Origin of the sequence: Mycobacterium farcinogenes, from assembly GCF_019739075.1 — a bacterium.
Lineage (GTDB): Bacteria > Actinomycetota > Actinomycetes > Mycobacteriales > Mycobacteriaceae > Mycobacterium > Mycobacterium senegalense.
In genome coordinates this window covers 2,400,278-2,424,662 of record NZ_CP081673.1, presented here as the reverse complement: position 1 = coordinate 2,424,662, position 24,385 = coordinate 2,400,278, and the positions used below count along the sequence as shown (strand labels likewise).

General features: G+C 67.4%; 17 protein-coding genes and 2 tRNA genes. 7 read left to right on the top strand and 12 right to left on the bottom strand.

The genetic code is table 11. The annotated features are described in order from the left end of the window. Complete coding sequence (locus tag K6L26_RS11520; protein ID WP_043370292.1) at positions 1–1,308, bottom strand: MFS transporter; 1,308 nt, start codon at positions 1,306–1,308, stop codon at positions 1–3. A 43-nt stretch (positions 1,309–1,351) separates the two neighbouring features. Here K6L26_RS11520 and cmrA point away from each other — a divergent pair, with 43 nt between their 5' ends. After that, positions 1,352–2,158, top strand: coding sequence for a mycolate reductase (gene cmrA, locus K6L26_RS11515; RefSeq protein WP_019347806.1), 807 nt, complete (start codon positions 1,352–1,354; stop codon positions 2,156–2,158). A gap of 20 nt (positions 2,159–2,178) precedes the next feature. Here the strand turns inward: cmrA and K6L26_RS11510 are convergent, their stop codons facing one another. Continuing rightward, positions 2,179–3,750 carry a helicase HerA-like domain-containing protein gene (locus K6L26_RS11510; protein WP_085140409.1) on the bottom strand — a complete coding sequence of 524 codons (1,572 nt, stop codon included), beginning with the start codon at positions 3,748–3,750 and terminating at the stop codon, positions 2,179–2,181. A gap of 116 nt (positions 3,751–3,866) precedes the next feature. Here K6L26_RS11510 and orn point away from each other — a divergent pair, with 116 nt between their 5' ends. Both orn and K6L26_RS11500 read left to right on the top strand, forming a co-directional pair. Next, positions 3,867–4,514 carry an oligoribonuclease gene (orn, locus tag K6L26_RS11505; RefSeq protein WP_019347804.1) on the top strand — a complete coding sequence of 216 codons (648 nt, stop codon included), beginning with the start codon at positions 3,867–3,869 and terminating at the stop codon, positions 4,512–4,514. Between the two features lie 40 nt (positions 4,515–4,554). Continuing rightward, positions 4,555–4,627: transfer RNA gene (locus K6L26_RS11500), tRNA-His, on the top strand. A gap of 64 nt (positions 4,628–4,691) precedes the next feature. On the opposite strand, the gene K6L26_RS11495 is transcribed toward K6L26_RS11500, so the two are convergent. From K6L26_RS11495 to K6L26_RS11485, 3 genes are all read right to left on the bottom strand, one after another. Then, on the bottom strand, positions 4,692–5,003 hold the full coding sequence (locus K6L26_RS11495; protein WP_221853154.1) for a hypothetical protein: 312 nt from the start codon (positions 5,001–5,003) through the stop codon (positions 4,692–4,694). A gap of 131 nt (positions 5,004–5,134) precedes the next feature. Continuing rightward, positions 5,135–6,667: a PPE family protein gene (locus tag K6L26_RS11490; protein WP_221853153.1), complete on the bottom strand. Its 1,533-nt coding sequence runs from the start codon at positions 6,665–6,667 to the stop codon at positions 5,135–5,137. A 230-nt stretch (positions 6,668–6,897) separates the two neighbouring features. Further along, positions 6,898–7,668, bottom strand: a complete 771-nt coding sequence (locus tag K6L26_RS11485) for an SDR family oxidoreductase (RefSeq protein WP_221853152.1) — start codon at positions 7,666–7,668, stop codon at positions 6,898–6,900. 141 nt (positions 7,669–7,809) lie between these two features. On the opposite strand from K6L26_RS11485, the gene K6L26_RS11480 reads away from it, so the two are divergent. Further along, positions 7,810–8,496 (top strand): DUF899 domain-containing protein, encoded by a 687-nt coding sequence (locus K6L26_RS11480; RefSeq protein WP_019348468.1) that lies wholly within the window; start codon positions 7,810–7,812, stop codon positions 8,494–8,496. After that, positions 8,493–8,963 carry an SRPBCC family protein gene (locus K6L26_RS11475; protein WP_019348467.1) on the top strand — a complete coding sequence of 157 codons (471 nt, stop codon included), beginning with the start codon at positions 8,493–8,495 and terminating at the stop codon, positions 8,961–8,963. Before K6L26_RS11480 ends, K6L26_RS11475 begins: the two co-directional genes overlap by 4 nt. Here the strand turns inward: K6L26_RS11475 and K6L26_RS11470 are convergent, their stop codons facing one another. Then, on the bottom strand, positions 8,964–9,326 hold the full coding sequence (locus K6L26_RS11470; RefSeq protein WP_221853151.1) for a nuclear transport factor 2 family protein: 363 nt from the start codon (positions 9,324–9,326) through the stop codon (positions 8,964–8,966). A gap of 86 nt (positions 9,327–9,412) precedes the next feature. After that, positions 9,413–10,633: a L,D-transpeptidase gene (locus K6L26_RS11465; protein ID WP_221853150.1), complete on the bottom strand. Its 1,221-nt coding sequence runs from the start codon at positions 10,631–10,633 to the stop codon at positions 9,413–9,415. A 147-nt stretch (positions 10,634–10,780) separates the two neighbouring features. On the opposite strand from K6L26_RS11465, the gene K6L26_RS11460 reads away from it, so the two are divergent. Beyond that, positions 10,781–10,856, top strand: a tRNA-Lys gene (locus K6L26_RS11460). Positions 10,857–10,932: 76 nt separating this feature from the next. On the opposite strand, the gene K6L26_RS11455 is transcribed toward K6L26_RS11460, so the two are convergent. After that, entirely contained in the window at positions 10,933–11,115 is a 183-nt protein-coding gene (locus K6L26_RS11455) for a hypothetical protein (protein WP_019348464.1), read from the bottom strand. Between the two features lie 1,126 nt (positions 11,116–12,241). Then, on the bottom strand, positions 12,242–12,469 hold the full coding sequence (locus tag K6L26_RS11450) for a DUF3618 domain-containing protein (RefSeq protein WP_043370717.1): 228 nt from the start codon (positions 12,467–12,469) through the stop codon (positions 12,242–12,244). Between the two features lie 105 nt (positions 12,470–12,574). On the opposite strand from K6L26_RS11450, the gene bcp reads away from it, so the two are divergent. Further along, on the top strand, positions 12,575–13,048 hold the full coding sequence (gene bcp / locus K6L26_RS11445) for a thioredoxin-dependent thiol peroxidase (protein WP_064899558.1): 474 nt from the start codon (positions 12,575–12,577) through the stop codon (positions 13,046–13,048). Here the strand turns inward: bcp and K6L26_RS11440 are convergent. The 3 genes from K6L26_RS11440 to K6L26_RS11430 all read right to left on the bottom strand — a co-directional run bounded on the left by K6L26_RS11440 (position 13,037) and on the right by K6L26_RS11430 (position 24,148). Then, on the bottom strand, positions 13,037–14,374 hold the full coding sequence (locus K6L26_RS11440) for a dipeptidase (RefSeq protein WP_221853149.1): 1,338 nt from the start codon (positions 14,372–14,374) through the stop codon (positions 13,037–13,039). The genes bcp and K6L26_RS11440 overlap by 12 nt on opposite strands. 103 nt (positions 14,375–14,477) lie before the next feature. Next, positions 14,478–14,870 (bottom strand): holo-ACP synthase AcpS, encoded by a 393-nt coding sequence (gene acpS / locus K6L26_RS11435; RefSeq protein ID WP_003880044.1) that lies wholly within the window; start codon positions 14,868–14,870, stop codon positions 14,478–14,480. Positions 14,871–14,905: 35 nt separating this feature from the next. After that, positions 14,906–24,148 (bottom strand): type I polyketide synthase, encoded by a 9,243-nt coding sequence (locus K6L26_RS11430; protein WP_047037630.1) that lies wholly within the window; start codon positions 24,146–24,148, stop codon positions 14,906–14,908. Positions 24,149–24,385 lie beyond the last annotated feature (237 nt).

Sequence of the window (24,385 nt, the reverse complement as noted above, 5' to 3'; positions counted from 1 at the left end):
TCAGCGCGTCGGTACAGCGGGACCGGAGTGCCGCGCGGGCACCCGCACCGCGAGCATGCCCGCCAGCCCCACGGCCAACACCAGGACCAGCCCGCCCATCCCGGCGCGGTCGGCGCCGAAGAGGTCGATGAACGTGAAGAACAGCCACGGGGCCAGGAACGAGGCCGCCCGCCCCACGGTCGTGTAAAGCCCGAACGCCACGCCTTCCTTGCCGTCGGCGGTGATCCGCAGCATCAAGTTGCGTGCCGCGGACAGTGTCGGCCCGATGAACAGGCACAGCAACAGCCCGCACACCCAGAACGCCACCGGTCCGGACAGCACCAGCAGGGCCAACCCCACCGCGATCAGGCACACCAACGATCCGACGATGACGGGCTTGGAACCCACCCGGTCGTCGAGCAGGCCTCCGGTGACCGCCCCGATGGCCGCGATCACACAGGCGCTGATGCCGAACAGGAGGACGTCGGCCTGTGAAATGCCGTAGACGTTGACACCCAGCACCGCACCGAACGCGAACACCCCGGCCAAGCCGTCACGGAACACCGCGCTCGCCACCAGGTAGTAGACGACGTTGTGGTCGCGCTGCCATTCGCCGCGGATCTCGTTCCACAGCTTGCCGTAGGCGCCGAAGAAGCCGATGCGTTCGAGGGGGGCGGTGTCGGTCGCTTTCGGCACCATCACGAAGATCGGCAGCGCGAACAACACGAACCAGACCGCGGTGAGCAGCATCACCGCCCGCACGTTCTGCCCGTCGGCGGCCGGAATGCCCAGCAGCCCACGGGTATCCCCGTCGCCGGCGATGAACCCGACATACGCCAGCAGCAACAGCACGACGCTGCCCCCGTAGCCCAGCGCCAGGCCCAGCCCGGAGATTCGGCCCGACGTGTTGGGAGTGGACAGCTGCCGCAACATGGCGTTGTAGGGCACCGTCGCCAACTCGTTGCAGGCCGCGGTGCACGCCAGCAGGACCAGGCCGGGCATCAGGTAGCGATGATCGTCGCGGATCAGGCTCATCGCCGCCGTGAACACAACGGCCGCACCCGTCATCACCGCCAGCACCCGGCGCCGCCGCTGTGGCGCATCGACCCAGATACCCGTCACGGGGGCCAACAGGGCCACCACCAGCCCGGCGACCGTCATGGCACGGCCCAGCCAGCTGGCCGGAGTGGTGTCGCCGGGCAGATCCGCCCCCACACTGCCGGTGAGGTACACCGAGAACACGAAGGTGACGACGATGGCGTTGAGGCCCGTCGCACCGCAGTCCCACAATGCCCACGCGAGCACCCGCGCTCGCCCCGGGTTCGTCATGCCCGCCACCTTATGGCCTCGCACTGCTCTTAGGATTGGCCGCATGCCAGTACCCGCACCCAGTCCGGATGCCCGTGCCGTGGTCACCGGCGCCTCGCAGAACATCGGCGAAGCGTTGGCCACCGAGCTCGCTGCCCGCGGCCACAACCTGATCATCACCGCGCGACGCGAGGATGTGCTGACCTCCCTGGCGCAGCGCCTCACCGAGCGCTACGGAGTGACCGTCGAGGTGCGCGCTGTCGACCTCACCGACCCCGCGGCCAGAGACGCACTCTGCGAAGAACTGGCCCGGCGCGAGATCTCGATCCTGTGCGCCAACGCGGGCACCGCGACCTTCGGTCCGGTCATCGACCTCGACCCGGCCGGCGAGAAGGCTCAGGTGCAGCTGAACGTCCTCGGCGTGCACGACCTGGTGCTGGCTGTGCTGCCCGGAATGGTCAAACGCGGCTCGGGCGGCATCCTCATCTCCGGATCCGCGGCAGGCAACTCCCCGATCCCGAACAACGCCACTTACGCGGCCTCCAAAGCGTTCGCCAACACGTTCAGCGAGTCGCTGCGCGGCGAGCTCAAGGGTGCGGGCGTGCACGTCACGGTGCTGGCACCGGGCCCGGTGCGCACCGACCTGCCCGACGAGTCCGAGCAGTCCCTCGTGGAGCGGCTGATCCCCGACTTCCTTTGGATCTCAACCGAATACACCGCCAAGCTGTCGCTGGACGGCTTGGAGCGCAACAAGATGCGGGTGGTCCCCGGCGTGACGTCCAAGGCCATGTCGATGGCCAGCGGGTACGCCCCGCGCGCCATCGTCACCCCGATCGTCGGCGCCGTCTACAAGAAGCTCGGCGGCGGTTAGTCTTTCGGCCCCTGATCGCCTCAGCGGCGGCGGCCCGTCCCGAAGATGCTCCGCGTGATCTCGCGGCCGATGACGGTGCCCGCCGAGCGCATGGCGCTCTTGAACGCCGAGCTCTTGAGCACCTGCTCGAGCATGCCCGGCTCCTGGGGTTGCGCCGGGGCCGGCATCGGCTCGATCTCACCGGAGGCCTCGACGCCGGCGAACCCGCCCGGATCCTCCGCGGTGGCCGGCGGTGCCATCTTGGCCGCCAGCCGCTCGTACGCGGAATCCCGGTCCACTGTCTGGCCATAGGTGGCCTGCAGCGGGCTGGCCTTGGCGGCCGCGGTGATCGCGTCGTTGCCGATCGTGTCCATCAGCGACCGCGGTGCGCGCATCCGGGTCCAGGCCACCGGCGTCGGCGCACCCTTCTCCGACAGCACCGTGACAACGGCCTCGCCGATGCCCAGTGACGTCAGCGCCTGCTCGAGGTCGTAGACATCGGTCTTGGGGTAGGTACGCACTGTCTTCGACAGCGCCTTCTGGTCATCGGGAGTGAAGGCGCGCAACGCATGCTGCACCCGCGCACCCAGCTGTGAGAGCACCTCGTTGGGCACATCGGTGGGCAGCTGGGTGCAGAAGAACACGCCGACCCCCTTCGAGCGGATCAGCTTGACGGTCTGCTCGACCTGTTCCAGGAAGGCCTTGGACGCGTCGGCGAACAACAGGTGCGCCTCGTCGAAAATGAAGACCAACTTGGGCTTGTCGACGTCGCCGACCTCGGGCAGCGTCGTGAACAGATCGGCCAGCACCCACATCAGGAAAGTGGAGAACATCACCGGCCGCGCGGCCTGGGCACCCAGCTCCAGCAGGCTGATGATGCCGCGACCCTGCGGATCGGTGCGCAACAGGTCCTTCGGCTCGAGCTCGGGTTCACCGAAGAAGGAATCGGCGCCCTCGGCCTCCAAGTTGACCAGAGCCCGCAGGATGACACCCGCCGTCGTCGTCGACACCGCGCCGAGCGCCTTGAGTTCGGGCTTGCCCTCATCGCTGGTGAGGAACTGGATCACCGAGCGCAAGTCCTTGATGTCCAGCAGCGGCAGACCCTTCTGGTCGGCCCAGTGGAAGATCAAGCCGAGCGTGGACTCCTGAGTGGTGTTGAGCCCCAACACCTTTGACAGCAGGATCGGGCCAAAGCTGGTGATCGTGGCCCGGACCGGCACCCCGATCCCCTCGGTGCCCAGCGACAGGAACTCCACCGGGAAGGCGGTCGGGGTCCAGCTGTCGCCGGTGTCCTTGGCCCGCTCGTCGATCTTCGCGTTGGTCTCGCCGGCCTTCGCCAACCCCGACAGATCACCCTTGACGTCGGCCATCATCACCGGGACGCCCGCGGCCGACAACTGCTCGGCGATCACCTGCAGCGTCTTGGTCTTACCGGTGCCGGTGGCGCCCGCGATCAACCCGTGGCGGTTGACGGTGGCCAGCGGGATGCGGACCTGCGCGGCCGCGTCGACGGCGCCGTCGACGACGACCGTCCCCAATTCCAATGCCTGGCCTTCGACTGCGTAACCGGCGGCAATCTGCTGCGCGGGGGTGGCTGTCGATTCGGTGGTCATGCCGCGGTCCTCCCAGTTTTCGCGAACGAGCCAATCGGGGTCTGACACTACTTGGCGGGCGGCACGCGCGGTGGGTGTGACGGCTCGTCACCGCTATAGGAATACTGTGGATCTTCGTGCGAGACGAACTGGTATGGATCGACTGCGAGATGACCGGCCTGGACCTCAAGTCCGATCGCCTGATCGAGATTGCGGTTCTGGTCACCGACGCTGACCTGAACATCCTCGGTGACGGCTTGGACGTGGTCATTCACACCGACGACGAGGCATTGTCGTCCATGGTCGACGTGGTCAAACAGATGCACACCCGGTCGGGGCTGATCGAAGAAGTCCGAGCCTCGACCGTCGATGTGGCCACCGCCGAAGAGATGGTGCTCGATTACATCCGCGGGCACGTCAAGACAGCCAAGGCCGCTCCCCTGGCCGGCAACTCGATCGCCACCGACCGCGGCTTCATCGCCCGCGACATGCCCAAACTCGACGATTACCTGCACTACCGCATGATCGACGTCAGCTCGATCAAGGAACTGTGCCGGCGCTGGTACCCCAGGATCTACTTCGGCCAGCCCGAAAAAGGACTCGCACACCGCGCCCTGGCCGACATCCACGAGTCGATCCGCGAACTCAAGTACTACCGCTCGACGGCGTTCGTCGCCCAGCCCGGGCCTTCTACCAGCGATATCGCCGCGATCGCGGCCGAGCTCGGGCCGCCGAAGGACGACGCACCCGAATCCGATTCGTCTGCCGAGCACCCGAGCAGTTAGTATCTACGAGCCGCATACGCCGAAAGGCAGCGCGGCGATGGTGGCTGTAGTTCAGTTGGTAGAGCACCAGGTTGTGATCCTGGCTGTCGCGGGTTCGAGTCCCGTCAGCCACCCCGATAACGGGAACGCCGTCTGCGCAAGCAGGCGGCGTTTCTGCTTCCCCGACCCGTTCGCCGCTCAGCTCGGGTGCGGAAACCATTCCTGCGGATGCAGGCAGAGCCACGCGCTGAACGCCAGCGTCGTCGCGGCGAAGACCAAGACGGGGAGCCGGCTCGGCACATTTCGCCGCACTGCGATGACGACGACGCCGAACATCGCAGCCGCCTGAGCGTAGACCGCCGCGGTCAACGGCCATCCGTCATCGAAGACCCAAACCGCCGGGTAGTAGAGCAGCAGGGCGAAAAACGCCACGTACAGTGCCGTCACGGCTGCAACCACCGACAGTCCGCCGATCATCAGAACCCTGGCCGCCGTTTGCAGACGAGCCACATCCGGGCCGTAGCGGCGCAACAGCTAACCCGTCAGCGCACCGGCCAACCCGCCCAGCAGCAACCATTCCCAGCGCATGCGCCGAGTCTGGCAGCTGGGCGTTCGGTGAGGTTCGACCGGCACCGACCCGCTCAGTCCTTGAGGTCCGGCCTCCAGGTCGAGGGCAGCATCGGCGCGCTCGGGCCTTCCCCGAACTCGGCCTCGCCCAACGTCGTCAATCCCGTCGTCGTCGCATCCGTCTTGTCGAGTACGCCGGAAAACCCCAGTGGTCCCGCGCCACGGCCGGAGGCCGTGGGCGAGGTCTCCGGAGCGGCATCCCCTGGCGGATCCGTTTGCAGGTCCATGAATTCGTTGCCGTATCCGCGCTCACGGATCGCTGCGCGCCGACGGCGCCGGGCACGGGCTTCTCGCGCTGATTCGCCGGCTGCGGCCGCAGTGGTATCGGGTTCGGAGGCCTTCTTCTTGGCGGTGGTCGCGGATTTGGCCCGCGCCGCAGCGGGAACAGCGGCGCCGGGCGAGCCGATCAAGTACGGCGGGAAGAACCCCGGACCGCCGCCGGGAGCGGCCGACGGCGCCGGGCCGGTGGTGACGGTGCCCGTCGCCGACACACCGGCCGACGGGGCCGCGGGGGCCGAGGTCGCAGTCGCCGCAGGTGAGGTGGTCGGCGCCGCCGATGTTCCGCCGGCGGCAGGCCACGATCCGGACTCGGCCCCGGCGGGAGCCTCTGCCACGACGGGTACGACCGGTTGGATTGCGGCCAGACCGGCAATCGCCCAGCCCAGGTTGGCGGTCACCACGCCCAGGGCCGGCTGGATCAGGGCCGGGGACAACTGAACTACCACCTGCAGCAGCTGGGCCGCGTGAAAAGCCATGTCCGCCAGCACCATGGGCAGGTTGGTCAGCAGCGCTGCGGGGTCGTTCAGCAGGTTGTCGATCAGCAGACCGATATTCTCGATCTGCTCGTGGCCCACCTCCAGCCACCACCGCGGGTCGAGTGGGCTCAGGTCGCCGTGGCCGTGGTCGTCATGATCGTGATCGCCGTCGCCGTCGTGATCGTGGTCGTGATCGCCGTCATGATCGTGGTCGTGGTCGTCCTCGTGATCATGCTCATCGTCGTGGCCGTGCTCCTCGTGCAGGATCCGAGGTGCTGCCGGTGTCGACGGGCTTGATGCCACCGCCGCCTCCGAAACGCCTTGATAGATGGTCATCGTGGTGGCAGCCAGAATCCACATCCGGACATAGTCGGCTTCGTTCAACGCGATCGGAATGGTGTTGATCCCGAAGAAGTTGGTGGACACCAGAATCGCCTGTCGGGCATGGTTGGCGGCCAACTCGGCCATGGTGGGCATGGCCGCCAACGCACTGGCATAGGCCGCCGCCGCGGTTTCATGCCGGGCAGCGATCGCCGCGGTGTCGGCGCTGACCTGACGCAGCCACGCCAGGTATGGAACATGAGCGGCGACGTATTGCTCCGCACTCGGGCCTTGCCAGGCTGCCGCTTGCACCGCCCCCAGCACCGCGGCGAGTTCCGTTGCCACCTCGGCATATTCGATGCTCAATGACGCCCATGCGCCGGCGGCGGCCAACATCGGACCCGGGCCCGGGCCGCTGGTCAGCAATGCGGAATGCGCCTCCGGCGGCGAGGCCATCCATACCGCAGCCATCGAACCCTCCTTGTAGACCGGCTACCCGAAGAGTCCAAGTTATTGACCATGATTGTCATTATCAATGAATCCATCGACAACTCATAGAAAAGCCGTCCCGCGACGGCGCGGGCTGCGGCACGGAGCAGATTTTGGAATCACACATCGCGGGGTGCAATGCACGCGCCCCGGATACGGCCAAAGGCCGTGCGCAGCGACCGGATTCACCGACCGCTCGATCGAATTGCGAGCTATCGCGCTGCGCCGGCCTTCTTCTTGATCCGCGGCGCAAGCTGCACGACCTCGGGCACCACCGACGGATTTTCATAGGCAGTCGTCACCAATGACACCAGGGTGTTGGCGACGTCGCGCAGGGCCGACATCCGGGCGGGCAGGGCACCCTGGGCCACCCATGTCTTGACCAACTGGTCCAGCAGATCACGATCGGCGCCGCGCAGGATCTCGGTGTCGTCGGTCGGACCGACGCCGACCCGGAGCAACGACAGCTCAGGATGTTCGATGCGCCAGGAGTTCAGGATCTCGTCCAGGGCGGCCTTGCTCGCGCTGTATGCCGCCACACCGGCCCGCGGACGGCCCACGTCGTAACTGGAAGCCACCAGCACCACACCGTTCTCGGCCAAGCGCGGCGCCGCGGCACGCAGCACATTGTTGGCACCGACGGTGTTGACGCTGAACGCGTGCAACCAGGTGGCCACATCGGTGTCCTCGATGTAGGCGAACGGGATCACCGTGCTGGTGAACACCACGGCATCCAGGCCGCCCAGGGCGTCGGCCGCCTCGTTGACGACACGATTGATGGCCGCGGGGTCCTCGACATCGAGTTCGAAGGCGAATCCACCGATGGCCTCGGCCAGGGATTTCAGCAGGTCGATACGTCGCGCAGCCACGGCGACCTTGGCACCGCGTTCGGTGGCGCCGACTGCAACAGCGTGGCCGATGCCCGACGAGGCACCGACGACGAGGAGACGCAGCCCGGCCGCGTCGGCTCGTTGACCGCTCATTCTGGATCAACCTCCATGGTCCATCTCGAGGTGTTAGGTCACCCTTCGCTCGTCGGACATTACCGCCTGCGATGAATTCCGGGCGCGCGGCGGGTCCACTTGAGAGAACGAGATTCTCCGACGAGCAAGCAGGAGCACTTCATGACGACAGGAAAACCGCCGATTGTCGACCAGCAGACCTGGCGCGCCGCACTCGACGAGGTGCGGCGCCGCGAGAAGGCCGCCACCCGGGAACTGGACGCGATCGCCGCGGCACGACGGCGCCTTCCGATGGTGGAATTGCCGGACTACACGCTGATCGGCGCGGATGGTCCGGTGCGCCTGGCCGACGTATTCGATGGCCGCAGTCAACTGATCACCTACCACCACATGTGGACCGACGGCGCCGAGTGGCAGTGCGGCGGTTGCACCGGCTTCACGTCGCAGTTCACCCGGCTCGACTTCCTCGACAACTACGATGCCCGCTTCGTCATCGTCACCAACGGCCCCATCGAGGAGGCGCTGGCCTACCGCGACAAGGTCGGCAACCGCATGGACTGGTACTCGTCATCGCAGAGCTCGTTCGGCGCCGACGTCGACGCCGCCCCGGGCGAGGGTTTCGCGGTCAACGTGTTCCTGCGCGACGGCGATACCGTCTATCGCACCTGGCATACCAACGGTCGTGGCACCGAACAGCTGAGCCACACCTTCGCCCTGATCGACGTGTTGCCCTATGGCCGGCAGGAGGAATGGCTCGATTCGCCCGAGGGCTGGCCGTCGCATCCCACATACTCGGGCTGGCTCGACAGCCCCGACGTCGCCCGCCTGTACGGAAAGGAAAACGCATGACCACCCCGGAGCGCTTCACCGTCACCCGGACCATCGCCGCGGCCCCTGCCCAGGTATTCGCGGTCCTGGCCGACCCGGCCCGGCATTGCGACACCGAGCCGGGCGACTGGGTGCGCGACGCGATCGACCCGGAGCCGATCACCGCGACGGGCCAGATGTTCGTGATCAACATGTTTCTGCCTGCCGCCGGCGGTCATTACGTCATGCACAACCTGGTCACCGAGTTCGACCAGGACCGCACCATCGCCTGGCTGCCCGGACAGCTCGACGAGCAGGGCCACCACGCACCCGGTGGGTGGTGGTGGCGCTACGACCTGGCCCCCAACGGGGACCAGACCGACGTCACTCTCACCTACGACTGGACCGACACGCCGCAGAGCTTCCGGGACCAAATCGGTGGGATGCCCCCGTTCGGAACCGACTTCCTAGACGAATCGCTTGCGGCGCTGGACCGTTCGTCGACGTAGTCAGGCCGGCACCCGATCCAGGAAGCCGAGCACGGTCTGGATCCGCCCTTGGCCGTCTGTGGCCAGCACATCGAACCCGACCACCACCGGATCAGCGTCGCGCGGGCCGAGGCCCCACTGGAATCGCGCCTGCCGGTGGTGGGCATCGGGCCCGCTGACGAGCGTGAACACGAGCCCCGGAAACTGGTTGTGAACGGCCTCGATGGCACCGGACACTCCCTCGTGACCACTCACCTCGACCAGCGGGTCGGTGTAGGTGACACCTGGGGCCCAATGCTGTTCCAGCAGTGCCTGCCGCTCGGCGGCATCGGTGGCATTCCAGGTGCTGAGGTACGCGGTGACGGTGTCGTCGAACTCGGCCATTTTCGCCTCTTTCACGGTAATCAACTGGGACTCAGTCAGATTCACCGATCCGGGGCGGGTTGTCGATTACCGCAGGGGTAATCGGGTCACGTACTGGCGTTGCCGGTGCGCCACTGATCCCAGGGGATGTTCCAGTCCCCCAGGCCCTCGGTGCCAGGCAACACCGAACCTACGGTGTTTCTGACCTCGACGATGTCACCGCGCTTGGTGTTCTCATAGAACCAGCGGGCGTTGGCCGTACTGACGTTGAGGCAGCCATGGCTGACATTGCTGTAGCCCTGGCTGCCCACCGACCACGGGGCGCCGTGCACGTAGATACCGCTGTAGGACATCTGCGTCGCGAAATCGACCTCGGTGCGATAACCGTTGGGCGAGTTGACCGGTACCCCGTAGGTGGACGAATCCATGACCATGTGGTCGAAGCGATCGCCGATGATGTACACGCCGTTGTTCGTCGGAGAGCTGTTCTTGCCCATCGAGATCGGCATGGCCTTGATGACCTCACCGTTGCGCCGGACGGTCAGCGTCTTGGTGTTGTCGTCGGCGAACGCGATCACCTCGTCCCCGATGGTGAAGTGGGTGGCAACGTCGCCCTGACCGAACAGTCCGTCGCCCAACGCGACGCCGTAGGTGTTGACCGTGACGTCCACCGAGGTGCCGGGCTTCCAGTATTTGGCCGGGCGCCAACGCACTTCGCGATTATTGAGCCAGTAGAAGGCGCCTTCGACCGGTGGGTTGGTCTTGACCGTGATGGCCCGCTGGGCGGCAACGCGGTCAGTGATGTTCTCATCGAAACGCACGGCGATCGGCTGCCCGACCCCGACCACTTCCCCGTCGTTGGGCAAGACGTAGGGCATCGTCAGGTTCGCCGGCGAGTGTGTCTCGAACCGCAGGCGCCGGTTGGCGACTCCGCCGAGCCCGAGAGACTGCGCATTGAGTGTGTACTGCTCGTTGTAGTCGAGCGGGTCGGTGGTCGACCACGTCAGCCCGTCGGCACTGAACTGCCCTGCGACGCTGACGCCTTCTTCGTTGGTCATGGTGACACCGCCGAGCACGCCGTTCTCTGCGCTCACAGTGACCGGCGCGTCCACGGTCACCCCGACCGCGCCGTCGGTCACCGACGCATTCACCCTGGGCACGAGCAGGTCACCGTACGGAGTGCCCTTGTCGGCGATCACCGGCGGCGGACCCTGCGTCTCCTCCCCGCCACACGCTGTCAGGCCCAGCATCATCGCGGGCACCATGGCAACCACCGCTCGCCGCAAGACGTCCCTGTACGGACGGGTCTCCGTCTGGGCCTGCCCCATGTTCGTCCCACCCCTCGCGCGGTCAACAGCAAATTCTTGGCAATAGTCTAAGGGCTACCAGGAAGTCTGGCTCACCAGAAGGTCGCGCCGGGCCTGCGACCAGCGGATTTCACTGTTGAGCGAATCTCCTGTTATTGTCTCTCACGCGCGCCGTTAGCTCAGTTGGTAGAGCAGCTGACTCTTAATCAGCGGGTCCGGGGTTCGAAACCCTGACGGCGCACCAACCAAAAACCCTGCCTCGGCAGGGTTTTTGCGTTTCAGGTTTTGAGAGTTACTGCGGCAGTACACCTCTTATCTGATTACCCGGCTTGGTAACGTTCGGCCAGCCTGTCGCCGACGCTGGGTTCGGCTTCTTCCAACAACATCTCTACCGCGCCCGCCAGATGGGCGGCCGCATAGCCGTTGTCCCGGTACTGCTCAGTTTTGAAGCGGTCGAGTTCCCGGCGTAGATCGCCGAGGGTTTCATCGCTCACATGCGCCATATGGCTACCTCCAGTCGGTGTGACCATGGCCCACGTCGCCGCCCAGAGGTTCGACATGAGCCATTTGGTGTTGTCAGCGAATCTCGACGACGAGTCCGCCGAGTTCGGCCGTACCGGCGAAGGCACATGCAGCAGTCCTGGCAAACGGAAAATAAGTTAGCTGCAACGCAATACCCCCTTGTCACGCGTTCGTCCCGTGTTGCGGTCGAGATCAAGAACCAGGTCCGACTCCCCTATCCTGACCCGAGGTCGACCTTAGCTGGACACCTATGCACTAGCAACCGGTTCCACGAGAAATAGCCGTTCCCACCGTGCCAGGCAGCGGTTTTCAAGGACCGCTGGGATGCGGACTCCGAGTTGCGCGGAACGCCTCGGGTTATCTGACCGATCCGGGTTTGCCAATCGTTTCCTGCGCCGAATCGCCACCACATCCCGGCAAAGAGATGGACGTCCGCTCGCCCCGCGCCGCAGTCACAGCAAACTTTCAGCCCATTCCGCCGGATTCACAGCGGCATCGCCTACCGGCCGGCCCGGCGGCCACCAACGAAATTTGCGGGACGAAACTCAAGCGTTGCCGAGCGCCGCGGGCTGACACCTGTCGAATAATGTGCTGGTAGATGCGTTGCAGCGTGCCTGGTCACGTGCTCCGCCTGGCGTTGACGCTAGCGCAAGTTACTGTCTACAATCTCGAATCAGCACTTCCGCTGGTCAGACGCAGAATGCCATGCTAACCTCAAGTTAGCTGATTAGTTGTGGTTAGTTCCCCGGTGGCGGTCACGCCAAGATAAGAGGTGTTAGCTGATGGCTACCGCAGGTGGCGTCGACCCCGCAGCTGCATCAACTTCTGCATTTGTTGCTACAAACCGGCCGGTGATGGTGTATAGCTGCAACCGGCTCGGACGCGTCGCCAATCCCCCGAGCTTCTCGCTGGCGGACTGGCTCCTGTTCCGCCGCCGCTGAGCGGCGCATCAAGCTGGAGTCGCTGAGCGGCGCATCAAGCTGGAGTCGCTGAGCGGCGCATCAAGCTGGAGTCGCTGAGCGGCGCATCAAGCTGGAGTCGCTGAGCGGCGCATCAACCCCCAGCCGCTGAGCAGCTCTTTCGCCACTCAGCGATGCCAGGGGCTACTCAGTGCCGCTTTATCCGTCGGATCACCACGACCACAACGAGCACACCGGCACCCGCCAATGACGCGGTCACCGCGGGTTTCTTGATGAAGCCGATGACCGCTGACTTGAAATCGTCGGCCAGGCGCTGCGGGTTGGCCCGCTCGGCCAGGGAGTCGACAGTCAACGCAAGTTGATCGCGAGCCTGATCGATGTCCCGCTTGATGCTCTCCGGGTCCCGGTTCGCCACTGTTTGCTCCTCCAAGCCGCTCCACGTCGTGCTGCCCTGCCGCACTACCCTAGATCAGCCGGCCCCGTGACGACGGAGCCGGTCGACAAGAAGGGATACCCACGCATGCCGCCAACCCCGCGCCTCGAGGTGGGAGACACCGCCCCGGCTTTCGCTCTGCCCGATGCAGACGGCAATGTCGTCAAGCTGTCCGACTTCAAGGGCCGCAAGGTCATCGTGTACTTCTATCCCGCCGCCTCGACGCCCGGATGCACCAAGCAGGCGTGCGATTTCCGTGACAGCCTCACCGAACTCAACGGCGCCGGCCTCGACGTCGTCGGCATCTCGCCGGACAGGCCGGAGAAGCTCGCCAAGTTCCGTGACAAGGAAGAGCTCACCTTCCCGCTGCTGTCCGATCCCGACCGTGAGGTGCTCACCGCCTGGGGTGCGTTCGGCGAAAAAACCATGTACGGCAAGACAGTTCAGGGTGTCATCCGCTCGACGTTCGTCGTCGACGAAAAAGGCAAGATCGCCGTCGCACAATACAACGTGCGGGCCACCGGTCACGTCGCCAAGCTGCGTCGCGACCTATCGGTCTGATTGCCCCAGCTTCTCCAGCAGCAGCGCTTCGGCCGTCGCCGCCTTCTCCAGAACACCCAGGTGGAGGCTTTCGTTGATGCTGTGCGCCTGGGTGCCCGGGTCCTCGACGCCGGTGACCAGAATCGTCGCGTCCGGGAACGCCTTGGCGAATTCGGCGATGAACGGGATGGATCCGCCCATACCCATGTCTATGGCATCGGTTCCCCAGGCGGTGCGGAACGCCGAACGGGCCGCGTCGTACACCGGACCCGAGGAGTCGATGGCGTAGGGCTGACCGACATCGCCCGGGATGACGGTAACCCGGGCGCCCCAGGGCGCGTGCGCATCGAGGTGACGGGTCAATGCCTCCAGATGCGCGCGGGCATCACCGCCCGGCGCCACCCGCATGCTGATCTTGGCTCGGGCGCGCGGGATCAGGGTGTTCGATGACTTGTCGATGGGCGTGGTGTCGATACCGATCACGGTGATCGCCGGCTTGGCCCACATACGTTGCACCACCGAGCCGGAGCCGATTTCGGATACCCCGTCCAACAAGCCGGACTCTTCCCGGACCCAGCCCGGTCCGCGGTCGACGTCGGCGGCGGTGGCCTCGTGCAGGCCGGCGACCGCGACGTTGCCGTCGTCGTCGTGCAGGCTGGCCAGCAGCCGCACCAGCACACTCAACGCATCCGGCACGACGCCGCCCCACAGGCCCGAGTGCAGCCCGTGGTCCAGGGTGGCCACCTCGACCACGCAGTCGGCCAGGCCGCGCAGCGTCACGGTCAACGCGGGAATCTCGGTACTCCAGTTGTCGGAGTCGGCGATGACGATGACGTCGGCGGCCAGGGCCTCCTTGTGCGCGGCCAGCAGCGCGCCCAGTGACGGTGAGCCGGACTCCTCCTCGCCTTCGACGAAGACCGTGACACCGACCGGAGGTTTACCGTCGAAGGCGCGTATCGCGGCCAGATGCGTTGCGATACCGGCCTTGTCGTCGGCGGTGCCGCGACCGTAGAGCCGGCCGTCACGCTCGGTGGGCTCGAACGGTGCGGAGTCCCACTGCGCCGGATCGCCTTCGGGCTGCACATCGTGGTGGGCATACAGCAACACCGTGGGCGCACCCGCCGGCGGCGGGTAGTGCGCGATGACGGCAGGCGCACCGCCTTCGCTGACGATGCCGACGTCGGGAAAGCCCGCTTCCGACAACAGCTTTGCGACCGCTTCGGCGCTGCGGTGCACCTCGTCACGGCGGGCCGGATCGGCCCACACGGACTGGATGCGGACCAGATCCTCCAGATCCGACCGCACCGACGGCAACACCTGCTGTACCCGCTGCACGACGTCACTCATGCTGACGACATTAGCTGCACTGTCGAACGCCGCGAGCGTGCACGAAGTGCTGCCCGATCACGGCGGGTCGGGCAGCAGACACGCACGCTCGCGGTGCAGGGGGTTAGAGCTCCTCGATGATCGCCACCGCGGCGGCGGTGTCGGCCTCGTGGGTGAGCGAGACGTGAATGGTCACGGTCTCCAGGTGTTTTGCGATCTCGCCGGACAGCCGCACCTTGGGCCGACCCCACATGTCGGTGACCACCTCGATGTCGCGGTGGATCCCCTCCGGCAGGGCCGGCCGCTTGGAGAACCGTGAACTCGACCAGGCCTTGATCACGGCTTCCTTGGCCGCCCACCGGGCCGCCAGGTGCCGGGCCGCCGACGAACTCTTGTCCGCGGCGTCCCGGCGCTCACCCGGCGTGAACGTCTCGGCGAACACGGTTCCCGGCCGATCCACCTGCTCGGCGAAATCAGGTATGGAAACCACGTCGATGCCTATGCCCATAATCGCCATGGAAGCGAACCTAGCTCACCTCTCCGCGCGCCCACTCACCGCACATAGAGATCGTCGTCGCCGAGTCGGGCATCCGCGTTCAGCAACATCGCGGCTTCCTGACGCTTCTCCGGCACATCGTGGTCGAAGCGGCGGTCGGCAGGCTTCTCGTACATCGGCCGCCCACCGGCGATCGCCCCGGCCAGGCGACGCTGACCGGCCAGCGTGCGCTGCTCGGCCCGCTTGCGGTAGTCGTCGCGCTCGGCCGGATCCAGCGCCGCGATGAACGCCTCCGGGTGCACCAGGGCAACCAGACCCGACACGTGACCGAACCCGAGGCTGGTGACCAGACCGGCCTTGAGCGGGAATTTCCCACGCAGGTCCAGGGTCTCGCGCACCCAGACGAAGTGGCCGGAAGTGGCCAGCTCGTCGTCGACGCAGTCCAGGCTGCGGTTCGGCGGGATGACGCCGTCACGCAGGATCTGGCACAGACCCATCATCTGGAACACCGCCGCACCGCCCTTGGCGTGCCCGGTCAGCGTCTTCTGGCTGACGATGAACATCGGCGCCCCTGCCGAGCGGCCCATCGAGTCGGCCAGCCGCTCGTGCAGCTCGGTCTCGTTGGGATCGTTGGCCAGCGTCGAGGTGTCGTGCTTGGAGATCACCGCGATGTCGTCGGCACCGACACCCAGCTTGGCCAGCGAGCGGGCCAGCTGCGAGTCCTTGCCGCCACGCCCGGCGCCCAGGGCGCCGAGGCCGGGGGCCGGGATCGAGGTGTGCACACCGTCGGCGAAGCTCTGCGCGTAGCCGACGACCGCCAGCACCGGCAGGCCCATCTTCGCGGCGAGGTCGCCGCGGGCCAGCAGGATCGTGCCACCACCCTGGGCTTCCAGGAAGCCGAGGCGACGACGGTCGTTGGCGCGGGAGAACTTCGAGTCGCTGATGCCCTTGGCGCGCATCATCTCGGTGTCGGCGGTGGCCGCCATGTCACCGAAGCCGATGATCGCTTCCAGGGTCAGGTCGTCGAAGCCGCCGGCGATCACCAGGTCGGCCTTGCCGAGGCGGATCTTGTCCACACCCTCCTCGACCGAGACGGCCGCGGTGGCGCAGGCGCCGACCGGGTGGACCATCGCGCCGTAGCCGCCGACGTAGCTCTGCATGACGTGTGCCGCAACAACGTTCGGCAGCACCTCCTGCAGGATGTCGTTCGGCTTGGCCCGGCCCAGCAGGTTGCCGTGGTACATGGTCTGCATCGAGGTCATGCCACCCATGCCGGTGCCCTGCGTGGAGGCCACCAGGCTCGGGTGCACCCAGCGCATCAGCTCGGTCGGGGTGAAGCCCGAGGACAGGAACGCATCCACCGTGGCCACGATGTTCCACAGCGCGACCCGGTCGATGGAATTGGCCATGTCCGGGGTGATGCCCCACACCGTCGGGTCGAACCCGGTCGGGATCTGGGCGCCCACCGTGCGCGACAGCTTGGTCTTGCGCGGAACGCGAATCTCGGTGCCCGCCTTGCGGATCACCTGCCAGTCACTGGAGTCCGGCACCGGCCGGGCCACCGTGTGCTCCGGGTCGAAGGACACGAACGCCCGGGCGTCGGCCTCGCTGGACACCACGAAGCTGAAGTCCTTGTCCAGGAACACGCTGACCAGCAGCGGCGAGGCGTGATCGGGGTCGATCGCACCGTCGTCCACGAATTCGCGGATGCCGCAACGCTCCACCACGGCGTCGTGGTAGCGCTCCACGATCTCCGATTCGGGAACCAGCTCACCCGTCTGAGTGTCGTACCAGCCGGCCTTGGGATCGTCTTCCCACTTGACCAGACCGGTGGTCCAGGCCAGCTCCAGCACACCGGCCGCCGAGAGCTCGCCGGAGACCTCCATCTCGAAGCGCGTGCGCGACGAGCCGTACGGTCCGAGCTCGGCGCCGCCGACGATGACCACCAGGTCGGCCGGGTCGACATCGAGGTCGGCCCACTCCGGGGCGGGCGCCGGGTTGTATCCGCGCGGCGGCGAAGGCAGGGCCGAAATAGCACCCTCGTCCTCGTCGTCGTCGGATTCGGCTGCGGCGCTTGCCATGTCCTCACGGGCCTTGGCGGCCAGCTCAGCCATGTCGATCTTGATGTCACCGAGACCGCCGGTCAGGTCGGCCTTGATCGGCGCGTTGGCCGCGGCCACCTTGGACTCCACCGTGCACAGGTTCAGCAGCATGGCTGCCATCTGGTCGGTGCTGTAGGTGGTGACACCGGCCTCCTCCACCGCGCTGACGATGGCGTCGTTGTGCCCCATCAGACCGGTGCCCTTGGTCCAGCCGATCAGCGCGTGCGCCAAGCTGACCCGCTCGGCCCAAGAGGATTCGGCACTCCAGCGGTTCACCAGTGCGTCGAGCGCGGACTTGGCTTCGCCGTAGGCACCGTCGCCGCCGAACATGCCGCGGTTGGGCGAGCCCGGCAGCACCACGTGCAGACGCGAGGCGATGTCCCGCTCGGCACCGATCGTCGACAGCCCGCCGATGAGCCGCTGCACGGCCCACAGCAGGACCTTCATCTCCATCTCGGAGCGGGAACCCGCCTCGGACAGGTCCCCGGCCACGCGCGGCGCGGCGAACGGGAACAGCAGCGTCGGGGTCTGCGCATCCTTGAGGTGGATCGATTGCGGCCCAAGGCTTTCGATCTGCTCGCTACCGACCCACTCGACCAGCTTGTCGATGTCGGAGTAGGACGCCATGTTGGCCGGGACCACCCACAGGGTGGCGCCGAAGCGGGCGTTCTCGCGGTAGAGCTCCTTGTAGAACGCCAACCGGTCGTCGTCCAGACGCGAGGTGGTGGCGATGACGGTGGCGCCGCCGTCGAGCAGCTGCCCGACGACCGAGGAGGCGATCGAGCCCTTCGACGCACCGGTCACCACGGCGACCTCGTTGCTGTAGCGGCCCGAACCCGGGTTCTCCGCACCGGCCGCGATGCGGCCGAACAGCGACGCGTGGATGGTTCGGCCGGCGGCAAGTGCCTTGCCCTGCCACCAATTCGCCTGCGTGGCAACGACATGCCCGGCACCCTCGAACCGCTCCGAGAGGCGCGGCCATTCGGTGTCGATCTCGTCCTCGTCGGCGAGCCACAGCTTGACGAGGTCCTCACGGGCGCTGGCCCAGCGGTCGTCGAACACGACGGCCTTCTTGCCATCGAACGCCGGCGCCACCAATCGCGGCCAGTCCGAACCGAGTTCGGTGGTCACCAGGTCGATCAGCTCCGCGTCGGTCGCGGCCTCCGGGGCACCCACCGGGGTGTCCAGACCGAGCTGACCCAGGATCGTGCGCGCGGCCGAGGCCAGCACACCGTCGGCTCCGGTGACCTTCTCGGCGAACTCGTTGAGCGCGGCCGAATCGACCACGCCGCCGCCACCGGCTCCGCCTGCCGAGGGCAGGCTCACGGGCACACCTTGGCGGGCACCCACCGCGGCCACCGCGGCATCGATGACCTTGTCGACGTCGGCCGCACTCGCCAGCGCGCCCGGGTGCAGACCGCCCAGGTCGCCACCGCGAACGCTGCTGCCCTCACGGGTGCCCAGGGCCACCTCGACGGTGACGTGCTTGGCCCAGCCCGGGCCCAGCTCCCAGGTCTTGGTGACCCGCTCGGCGATGTAGCCGGGGCGCTTGCCCGACGGCCCGAACACCGTGCGCAGCTGATCGTTGATGGCGTCCGACAACACCGGGCCGAACGGCTTGTAGGTGCGGGCCAGCTTGCTGACCTGTCCCTTGAGCGCGCCCAGATCTGCTTCGGCGGCACCGTCGATCGCACCGAGGTTCAGCTCGGAGCCCAGGTCGACCAGCAGCTGGTTGCGGCGCGAGGACGCACCGTCGGTGATGGACTCGATGGAGTCCAGCGCCTCGATCTGGTCGATGCGCATCTTGGCGCTGAGCGCGATGAGACCCACGGTGGCGTCGGCCGCGTCGAACGTGATGTCGTCGGGTCGCGGGCCACCGGACGGGGCGGCAGGAGCAGCCGCCGGGGCCGGGGCGGCCTCGGCCGCGGGCGCCGATTCCGCTGCGGGAGCGGGATTTTCCTCAACCTCCGGCTCCGGCTCGGGATCGGTGTCGCTGGCGAACAGCACCGCGGCATCGCGCTCGGCGTTGAGCACCTCGACGGTGCTGTGGGCGTATTCGGGCAGCTTCAGCGTGTTGGTGGCCAGGCCGGCGACCGTCGGCGCGTTCTTCACGCCGATCTCGACGAACCGCTCCACCCCGAGACCGCCCGCGGCTTCCTCGATGAACAGCAGGTCCTGGGTCTCGATCCAGCGCACCGGGCTGGCGAACTGCCAGGCCAGCAGTTCGATGACGATCTTGCGGCACAGTTCGATCGGCCGCTCGTTACGCCAGGTGTCGTAGTCGGCGAGGATCTCGTCGAGCGGCTCGGCCGGCACCAGATCGCGGATCTCCTGGATGAAGTCGCGGTCCAGCGTGAACGGCCGGGGCACCAGGTTCGGGATGTAGCGGCCGACGACCAGCTCAGGGTCACGGTCGCGCGGCAGGACGCGTTCCAGGCTGCGCCGGAAGTCGTCCACACCCACCCGCAGCACGCTGGAGTGGAACGGCACGTCGATGCCGGGCACCAGGATGAACGACCGCTTGCCGCCGCTGATCTCGCGACGACGCTCGACCTCTTCCTCCAGCGCCTCCAGGCCGCGCACGGTTCCGGCGATCGCGTACTGCGAACCGCGCAGGTTGAAGTTCACGATCTGTAAGAACTCACCAGTATTCGCCGCGATTTGTGCGACGAAGCTCTCGACGTCTTCGTCGGCGAGGTCGATCTGCGACGGCCGGATCGCGGCCAGCCGGTAGTTGGACCGGCCCCGCTCGTCGCGCGGCACGATGTCGTGCATCTTGGAGCCGCGGTGGAACACCGCCTCCAGCAGACCTTCGAGCTCGATGACGCCGGACACGCAGGCCAGCGCGGTGTACTCACCGACGGAGTGACCGCAGGCGATCGCGCCTTCGACGAACGCGCCCTGCTCCCGCATCTCGGCGACCTGGGCCGCAGCCGTCGTGGCCATGGCCACCTGGGTGAACTGCGTCAGGTACAGCACGCCCTCGGGGTGCTCGTAGTGCACACCGGAAGCGATCAACGACGTCGGGTTGTCGCGGACCACGTGCAGCACCGAGAAGCCCAGCGTCTCGCGGGTGAACTTGTCGGCCTTGTCCCAGATCTTGCGGGCGGCCTTGGACCGGGCCCGGACCTCCATACCCATGCCCTTGGACTGGATGCCCTGCCCGGGGAATGCGTAGACGGTCTTGGGTGCGGCTAGCCGCGCGGTCGCGGCCATGACCAGTTCGGAGCCGATGCGGGCCTGAACCTCGACAATCTCTGCGCCGACGTCGATTCCGACCCGGTCGACACGGAAGTCGACCTCGTCGCCCGGCTTGACCATGCCCAGGAAGCGCGCGGTCCAGCCGACCAGCTTGGCCGGCGGGATCGGCTTGCCGTCGGTGGCGGTGAGGACGTGCTGCGCTGCGGCCGACAGCCACATGCCGTGCACGATCGGCGATTCCAGACCCGCCAGCAGTGCGGCTGCCCGGTCGGTGTGGATCGGGTTGTGGTCACCGGACACCACGGCGAACGGCCGCATGTCCACGGGCGCAGCGACCGTGACATCACGGCGACGACGGCGCGGGGTGTCGGTGGCGTTGTCCGAGATCGCCCCGCCGGCCCGGACCGGGTCGGTCAGCTCGGCCCCGCCGGTGCGGCCGCGGATGGCGAACCGCTCCTCGAGCCGGGCGAGCTCGGTGCCGTCGGCACTGCGCACGGTCACCGAGACCGGCACAACGCGGCCCACCTCGGTGTCGGTGGCAGCCGAAGCCGTTGCGGTGACGGTCAATTCGGCCGGTTCACTGGGCAGCGGAGCGAGCAGATGAGCGGCGTGGTCCAGGTGGACCAGGCTCAGCAGGCCCTCGACGACCGGGAAGCCGGAGTCGGTGACCGCGGAGCCGATGGCGGCGAACACCGCGGGCCAGCAGCGTCCGACCAGTGCGTCGGGCACGACGGTCAGCGTCGGGGCCAGCGGCGCACCGAAAGTGGCGGTGACACCGGTGTGATCGGCGACCTGCTCGGGGTTCCAGCCCACGGTGACCTTGGCGGTCCCGTCGACGACGGGAGGCAGCGCGTCGGGACCGTCGACACCGGCGGCGATGGCGAGCACGGACCGCATCGCGGTCGCGGCATCGTCGACCTCGACGACCGGTGCGCCACCGCTGCGGATGGCGTCGGTCAGGGTGAACCGGATCTCGATCCAGGTTCCCGACAGCGGCACCGACAGCACCACATGCTGATCGTCGGCGACCTCGAGCCGGGCTCCGGTGGAAGGATGTGTGGCGGAACGGTTCTCAGAACCCTCACGCACCTGCCACTCGGCCGCGGGGGCGATCCGGTGCACCGGGTTGACCGAGGTGCGTCCGGCCCACAGCACGTCGGGGGCGTCGAGCAGCACGGCCAGCGGCCCGGTGACGTCGTCGCGGCCCTGACGGCGCGACAGCACCGGCTGCGGCTGGGCGCCGGCGGCCAGCACCTCGTCGACGGCGGCCTGCTCGAAGCGGTCCAGCAGCTCGCCGACCGGCTCGTCGACCCGGGTGATCCCGGCGACGGCGGCGGTGCCGGGGATGACGCAGACCTGGTCGGCGTCGTAGCGCGCGTCGTGGGCCTGCCACAGCGAGTCGCTGCGCCACCAGCGGCGCACGTCCTTGTCGATCACCGGCACGAAGTTGACCGGCTTGCCCAGCGTCTTGCACAGCTCGACGAAGAACGGCACGTCGGCCGGGTGCAGCTGCACGGAGGCGGCATCCGGGTAGGCCGAAACCAGGGCGGTCAGTGCGGCCTTCGGATCCTCGAGCAGCTGCTCGTCGTTGAAAAGGGTTTCGATGGGGCCGAAATCCTGTGCGTGCAAACGTGCTTCGGCACGCTTGAGCATCTGTTCGAAGCGGTCGCGCCAGGTGATGTCCAGCCACGGCGAGTCGGCACGCTTGGTGTCGGCGGTGCTGTTGCCCTCCCCGATCGCCAACTCGATGTAGCGGCGCAGCCACTGCAGGTAGGTCATCTCGGCGACATCGCCGAAGTACGGCTTGGCCGTGTTGGCCATCGCGCCGATGATCTCGTCGCGGCGGGCGGCCACCGCATCGGCGTCACCGGCCACCTCGTCGAGCAGCCGGCCGCAACGCGACGCGGTGTTGTCGATCTCGTGGATGTCGGCACCGAGCTGGCTGCGTCCGGAGGCCATACCGTTGGCAGCCTTGCCCGCGCCCACCCATGCCTCGGTGCCCTTGGTGTCCACCAGCAGCTGCTTGACCTGCGGGCTGGTGGTGGCTTCCAGGGTGGCCATGGCGGCGGTGCCGACCAGGATGCCGTCGATCGGCATCAGCGGGTAGCCGTGGGCGGCCGACCAACGGCCGGACAGGTACTCGGCCGAACGCTCGGGAGTGCCGATGCCGCCGCCGACGCAGATGGTGATGTTGGACCGGCTGCGCAGCTCCGAATAGGTGGCCAGCAGCAGATCGTCGAGGTCCTCCCACGAGTGGTGGCCACCGGCGCGGCCGCCCTCGATGTGCACGATCACCGGCTTGGTGGGCACCTCGGCAGCGATGCGGATGACCGAGCGGATCTGCTCGACGGTGCCCGGCTTGAACACCACGTGGCTGATGCCCAGGTCATTGAGTTCGCCGATCAGCTCGACGGCCTCTTCGAGGTCCGGGATACCTGCGCTGACGACGACACCGTCGATCGGGGCACCGGACTGACGGGCGCGCTGCACCAGCCGCTTGCCGCCGACCTGCAGCTTCCACAGGTACGGATCGAGGAACAGGGTGTTGAACTGGATGGCCCGGCCGGGCTCCAGCAGCTCGCCCAACTCGGCGATGCGGTCGTTGAAGATCGGCTCGGTGACCTGCCCACCGCCGGCGAGTTCGGCCCAGTGGCCGGCGTTTGCTGCGGCCGCGACGATCTTGGCGTCCACTGTGGTGGGCGTCATACCGGCCAACAGGATCGGCGACCGTCCGGTCAACCGGGTGAACTTGGTGGAGAGCTTGACCGATCCGTCGGGCAGGCTCACCACGGTGGGGGCATAGCTGGACCACGGGCGGGCGACCTCGGGCACCGCGCCGATGGTGAACAGGTTGCGCTGGCCCCCGCGAGTCGCGGCGGGCACGATGCCGATGCCGAGGCCGCGGACGACCGGGGCGGTCAGGCGGGTCAGGATGTCGCCGGGGCCGAGGTCAAGAATCCAGCGGGCGCCGGCGTCGCTGATCTCGGTGATCTCGTCGACCCAGTCCACCTGGCTGACCAGGATGGCCTCGGTCATCTCGCGGGCGAGCTCGACGTCGATGCCGACCGCTTCGGCCCACCGCGCGACGATCTCGATCCCGTCGGCCAGGCGCGGGGTGTGGAAACCGACCTCGACCTGCACCGGGTCGAAGGCCGGGGCGAAGACCGCACCGCCGCGGACTTTGCTCTTGCGCTCGGCTTCTTCCTTTTCAGCGATCTGGTTGCAGTACAGCTCGAACCGGGACAGCTGCTCGGGTGTGCCGGTGATCACAACCGAGCGCCGGCCGTTGCGGATCGACAGGACCGGCGGCAGCACCGTGCGCACGTCCTGGCTGAACTCTTCGAGCAGTTCGTAGATGCGCTCGGGCTCGGCGTTGGTCACCGAGACCATCGGCGGCCGGTCGCCGAGCACGGTGATGCCGCGACGACGGGCCACCAGGGTGCCTGCGGCGCCGATCAGCTGTGCCAGCGCCAGCAGCTCCACATCCTTGGCGCCCTTGGCGGCCAGCGCCTCGACGGCCAACACGCCCTGGGAATGACCGGCGACGGCCACCGGCGGGGTGGCGGCCAGGTCCATGCCCTGACGGGCCAGCGCACGCACGGCCGCGATCTGGGTCAGCAGCACCCCGGGCACCGATACCGCGGCTGAGGTGAGCTGCTTGTCCGACGGCACCGGCTCCTCGGCGGCCAACGCACGGACCCACTGCAGCGGCTCGAAACCGATGGGGCGTACGACGACGAGTTCGGCGGCCACCGGCTCGAGCAGCAGCTCGGCCTCGCCGGCCAGGGTCGCCAGTTCGGCCTCGATCCCGGCCGAGGACACCAATTCCTCAAGGGTCTCCAGCCAGGCGCTGCCCTGGCCCCCGAAGGCCACGGCGTAGGGCTCACCAGCGCTCAGCCGGTCGACGAGAGCATGGGTGGAGTCAGCCTGCCGACCATCGGATCCTGAGTCGTCGTTGCGACCGGCGGACACCCGGTCGTGTTCATAGATCGTCACTGGCGCTATCTCCTCGGTGCTGCTGTGGTTCTGCGGTGAATGGTGTCGCGTATGGCTGTCGCGTGCGGTCTTGGTTCTCTGTCTGCATGTCTGGGGCGATGTGGCTGCCCGGCGACAGGCCAACGGCGATTCAGCGTCGAATCAGGCGCGGAACGCGGTGCCGCCGGACCCTCCGGCCCGGGTCACTCACATTCCCGCCGTACTAAGAGTGTCATAAGAGCGGAGGGGCTTTTTCCG